Genomic DNA, 4218 nt, shown 5'->3' on the forward strand with positions numbered 1-4218 from the left:
CATCGGATACCGTGGCAAGTCTCGCCCCCACGAAGGAGTTTCACGATGGCTGTTCAGGCCTACATCCTCGTCCAGACCGAGGTCGGCAAAGCGGCCGATGTCGCCCGGGCGATTGCAGACATAGAGGGCGTCACGATGGCTGAGGACGTCACCGGCCCGTACGACGTCATCGTCCGCGCCGAGGGCGCGAGCGTCGATGAGCTCGGCGCCATGGTCGTCACCAAGGTGCAGGGCGTTCCCGGCATCACTCGTACGCTGACCTGCCCGATTGTGCGCATCTGAGGCGTGAAGCGACTCCTTCCCGCGCTGCTGTTGCTCGCGGGGTGCAGCTCGGGGCTCGTGGTCGACACGTACCCGACAACACCTGACACCGACGCTGACTGCAAGGCGTTGTATGCCGATGGTGCGCAGAAGGTCGCGGGCCAAAAGCAGGTGCTCGTGAAGGGCTCGAAGGCCACGGCCTGGGGTGATCCGGCGATCATCCTGCGCTGCGGCGTGACCCAGCCCGATGCGCTGTTGCCGACCTCTCGCTGCGACATGGTCGCCGGTGTCGGATGGTTCACCGAGGAGATCGCGGACGGCTACCTGTTCACCACGATCGGACGCCGCTTCTTCATCAGCGTCGAGGTGCCGGAGGCCTACGATCCGGCTGCCGACGCGCTGGTCGACATCGCACCGTCGGTGTTGAAGCACGACCCGGTGGTCAAGGACTGCGTCTAGCGAAGACCGGTGTCGCGCCTGAGCGCCAGCTGGATCAGCCGATCGACGAGCTCGGGATATGGCACGCCACTCGCCTCCCACAGCAGCGGGAACATCGAGAACGGGGTGAACCCCGGCATCGTGTTGATCTCGTTGATGATCAGGCCGTCGGACGTGTCGAAGAAGTCGACGCGGGCCAGGCCTTCGGCACCGATCGCCTCGAACGCCTGCACCGAATACGTACGGATGCGATCGCTCAGCGTCGTCGAAATGTCGGCGGGCACGATGTTGACGCTGGTGCCGTCGAGGTACTTCGCCTCGAAGTCGTAGAACTCGTGGTTGGACTCTTCGGCCACGGTGATCTCGCCGACCACGCTGGCAATCGGCGTCCCGTCGGGTTGCTGCATGACAGCGCACTCGAGCTCGCGTTTGTTCTTGGCGGCGGCCTCGACGACGACCTTGGGGTCGAAGTCCTGCGCCTTGGCGATGGCGCCGTCGAGCTCGTCCCAGGATTCGACCATCATCACGCCGGAGCTTGATCCTGCGCGAGCAGGCTTGACGAACACGGGCAGACCGAGTGCCTTGATCCGGGCGATCACGCGGTCCTGCTGACTCTTCCACTGCCACGGCTGAACGGTCACGTACGGGATCTGCGGCAGGCCGCCGGCCGAGAACACGGTCTTGGTGAACGGCTTGTCCATGCCCACGGCACTGGCAAGCACGCCGGCACCGACGTAGCGGACGTTCGCCATCTCCAGCAGGCCCTGGATCGTGCCGTCCTCGCCCCACGGTCCGTGAAGCAGCGGGAACGCCGCATCGAAGTCGTGCAGACCCTCCCAGGTGAACGCCGGGAAGTCATCGCGCACAGAGGGCAGCGTGCCGGGCTCGAGATCGGGCCATTCGGCCGTTTCTGACACCCAGTTGCCCTCGCGAGTGATGCCGATCGGCTGTACGTCGTACTTGTCGCGATCGATCACAGCGAGCACCTCACGAGCCGTGAGGCAAGAAACGCCATGTTCGCTGGAACGACCGCCAAAGATCACTGCCAGGCGGGGCTTGTCGACTGAGGGGTCCATCGAGAGGCTCATTGCCGACCAAGATACCGGTCAGTGTCACAATGGGGCGCATGCACGGACACGATCTCTCGCCCTCGACCATTGCGGTCGGCGCGGGAAGGCCAAACCGCGTGCCCGGGGCCCCACTCAACGCACCGATCACGCTCGCCAGCGCGTTGGTTCCGGGCGGTCAGTCCGAGTACGGCCGTCACGGCAACCCGACCTGGGACTCGTTCGAGCAGGTTCTCGGTGCACTCGAAGGTGGACGTGCGCTCGCGTTCGCGTCAGGCATCGCCGCCACCTCCGCGCTGTTCGACCTCGTGCCCGCCAAGGCTGCCGTCGTGGCTCCGCGCGGCGCCTACCACGGCACCGTGGGCCAGCTGAAGGAGCGCGCACGCCGCGGTCAGATCGAGCTGCGCCTCGTCGACATGGACAACACCGCCGAGATCATCGCCGCGTCCGAGAGCGCTGCGCTCGTATGGATTGAGTCGCCGACCAATCCGGGCCTGCAGATAGCTGACATCGAGACCATCACCCGTGCCGCGGCCAAGGCCGGCACTGCGGTTGCGGTCGACAACACGTTCGCCACTCCCCTGCGTCAGCGCCCTCTGGAGCTTGGCGCCGACTTTGTCGTCCACTCGGCATCCAAGCTGTTGTCGGGACACAGCGACGTGGTGCTGGGCGCGATCATCACCAACAGCGAGCGCGCCCACAAGGCGATCGAGCAGCGTCGGTCGACGCTCGGCGCCATCCCCGGCGCCATGGAGACCTGGCTGGCTGCACGCGGCATTCGTACGCTCCACGTACGTCTCGACCGCGCTGAGGCCAATGCCAAGGAGCTGCACAAGCGCCTGTCGGCACATCGCCTGATCAGCTCGTCGCGCTACCCCGGGTTCGGCACGATCATCGCGCTCGAGGTCGTCGGCGGCCCGCAGGTCGCACAGAAGATGACCGAGCAGAGCGACATCATCACGTACGCCACCAGCCTCGGCGGCGTGGAGTCGACCTGGGAGCGCCGTCGCCGTCACGCAGAGGAGTCGGAGTCAGTACCTGAAGGTCTGATTCGCCTCTCGGTCGGCATCGAAGATGTCGAGGACCTCTGGATCGACATCCAAAACGTCCTCGCCGCCACCAACTAGACCTACCCTGCCGTTGGTTGAGTAGGAGGCCGCCCGCGGCCGACGTATCGAAACCCCGTGAGGTCTCAGGCTTGCTAGACCTTTTCGGGCTTGGCTTGCCTGCTGATCAGGGCTGATACGAGCTCGTTCGGAGTCATCTTGCCTGCGATCAGCGCAGCTACGTGCTCGACGATCGGCATCTCCACACCGTGCATCGCAGCGAGCTCGCTGACCGACTGGCACGACTTCACACCCTCGGCGACCTGGCGGGTCTGCGCGGTGACTTCCTCGACCGACATACCTGCGCCGAGCTTCTCGCCGAACGTACGGTTGCGCGACAGTGGCGACGAGCAGGTCGCCACGAGGTCGCCCATTCCGGCGAGGCCCATGAACGTAGTCGGATCAGCGCCAATCGCGACACCAAGACGCGCGGTCTCGGCGAGGCCGCGAGTGATGACCGATGCCTTGGTGTTGTCGCCATAGCCGAGGCCGACGCATACGCCGACTGCCAGACCGATGATGTTCTTGGCCGTACCGGCCAGCTCGCAACCGACGACATCCGTCATCGAGTACGGACGGAAGGCGGCGGTGTGGCACGCCTTCTGGATGCGCTCGGCGACCGCCTGGTCAGCGCAGGCGACGACGCTGGCCGCAGGCTCGCGATTGGCGATCTCCTTGGCGAGGTTGGGGCCTGACACGACAGCGATGCGCTCGGGGCCGGCACCGGTGATCTCGGCGATGACCTCGCTCATGCGCTTGTGGGTGCCGAGCTCGACGCCCTTCATCAGGCTGACCATGACCGCATCGGCAGGGATGTGCTCGCCCCAAGCCTCGAGATTGGCGCGCAGTTGCTGCGACGGAACCGCGAGTACGACGATCTCGGCGCCTTCGAGCGCCTTGGCCGGATCGGAAGTCGCCGAGACAGAGTCGGGGAGCTGGATGCCGGGGAGGTATTCGGAGTTCTCGTGCTTGGTGTTGATCGTCTCGCAGAGCTCTTCGCGACGACCCCACAGGCATACGTCGTTGCCGGCATCAGCGAGCACCAGAGCGAACGCGGTCCCCCAGGACCCTGCACCCATCACAGCTGTCTTGGCCATCGTCAGGAGTCCAATCGCTTGTCGTAGTTCGTCTTGGGCTTGCTCAAGGTATGCACATCGATACGCGGTGTCGACGGAATCTCCCCGCGTACCTCAGACATCATGGCAGTCAGGGTGTCCATCAGTTCGTCTGTTGCGGCATGAAGGAGCTCTTCGGTGAGCGGCTTGCCCTCGTACGCGCTCAGGTCCATCGGCTTGCCGACCCGCACCTGGAAGGTCTTGCGCGGGAACAGCTTGAGGCGCTTGGAG

5 protein-coding genes and 1 pseudogene are annotated in these 4218 nt (G+C 65.2%); 3 read left to right on the plus strand and 3 right to left on the minus strand.

The window, feature by feature from the left end; all coding sequences use genetic code 11:
* Window positions 1-45 precede the first annotated feature (45 nt).
* Window positions 46-282: an Lrp/AsnC family transcriptional regulator gene (locus V6M39_RS12090; protein WP_309970674.1), complete on the plus strand. Its 237-nt coding sequence runs from the start codon at window positions 46-48 to the stop codon at window positions 280-282.
* A 3-nt stretch (window positions 283-285) separates the two neighbouring features.
* On the plus strand, window positions 286-720 hold the full coding sequence (locus tag V6M39_RS12095) for a DUF3515 family protein (protein ID WP_332644067.1): 435 nt from the start codon (window positions 286-288) through the stop codon (window positions 718-720).
* On the opposite strand, the gene V6M39_RS12100 is transcribed toward V6M39_RS12095, so the two are convergent.
* Entirely contained in the window at window positions 717-1787 is a 1071-nt protein-coding gene (locus V6M39_RS12100) for a D-alanine--D-alanine ligase family protein (RefSeq protein WP_332644068.1), read from the minus strand. The genes V6M39_RS12095 and V6M39_RS12100 overlap by 4 nt on opposite strands.
* A gap of 38 nt (window positions 1788-1825) precedes the next feature.
* Between V6M39_RS12100 and V6M39_RS12105 the strand changes: the two genes are divergently transcribed.
* Window positions 1826-2893, plus strand: a complete 1068-nt coding sequence (locus V6M39_RS12105; protein WP_332644069.1) for a trans-sulfuration enzyme family protein — start codon at window positions 1826-1828, stop codon at window positions 2891-2893.
* Between the two features lie 74 nt (window positions 2894-2967).
* Here V6M39_RS12105 and V6M39_RS12110 read toward each other — a convergent pair whose 3' ends face one another.
* Window positions 2968-3969, minus strand: coding sequence for an NAD(P)H-dependent glycerol-3-phosphate dehydrogenase (locus V6M39_RS12110; RefSeq protein ID WP_332644070.1), 1002 nt, complete (start codon window positions 3967-3969; stop codon window positions 2968-2970).
* Between the two features lie 2 nt (window positions 3970-3971).
* A pseudogene (locus V6M39_RS12115) lies at window positions 3972-4218 on the minus strand (1-acyl-sn-glycerol-3-phosphate acyltransferase); the annotation flags it as partial.

Origin of the sequence: Aeromicrobium sp. (genome assembly GCF_036675695.1) — a bacterium.
Lineage (GTDB): Bacteria > Actinomycetota > Actinomycetes > Propionibacteriales > Nocardioidaceae > Aeromicrobium.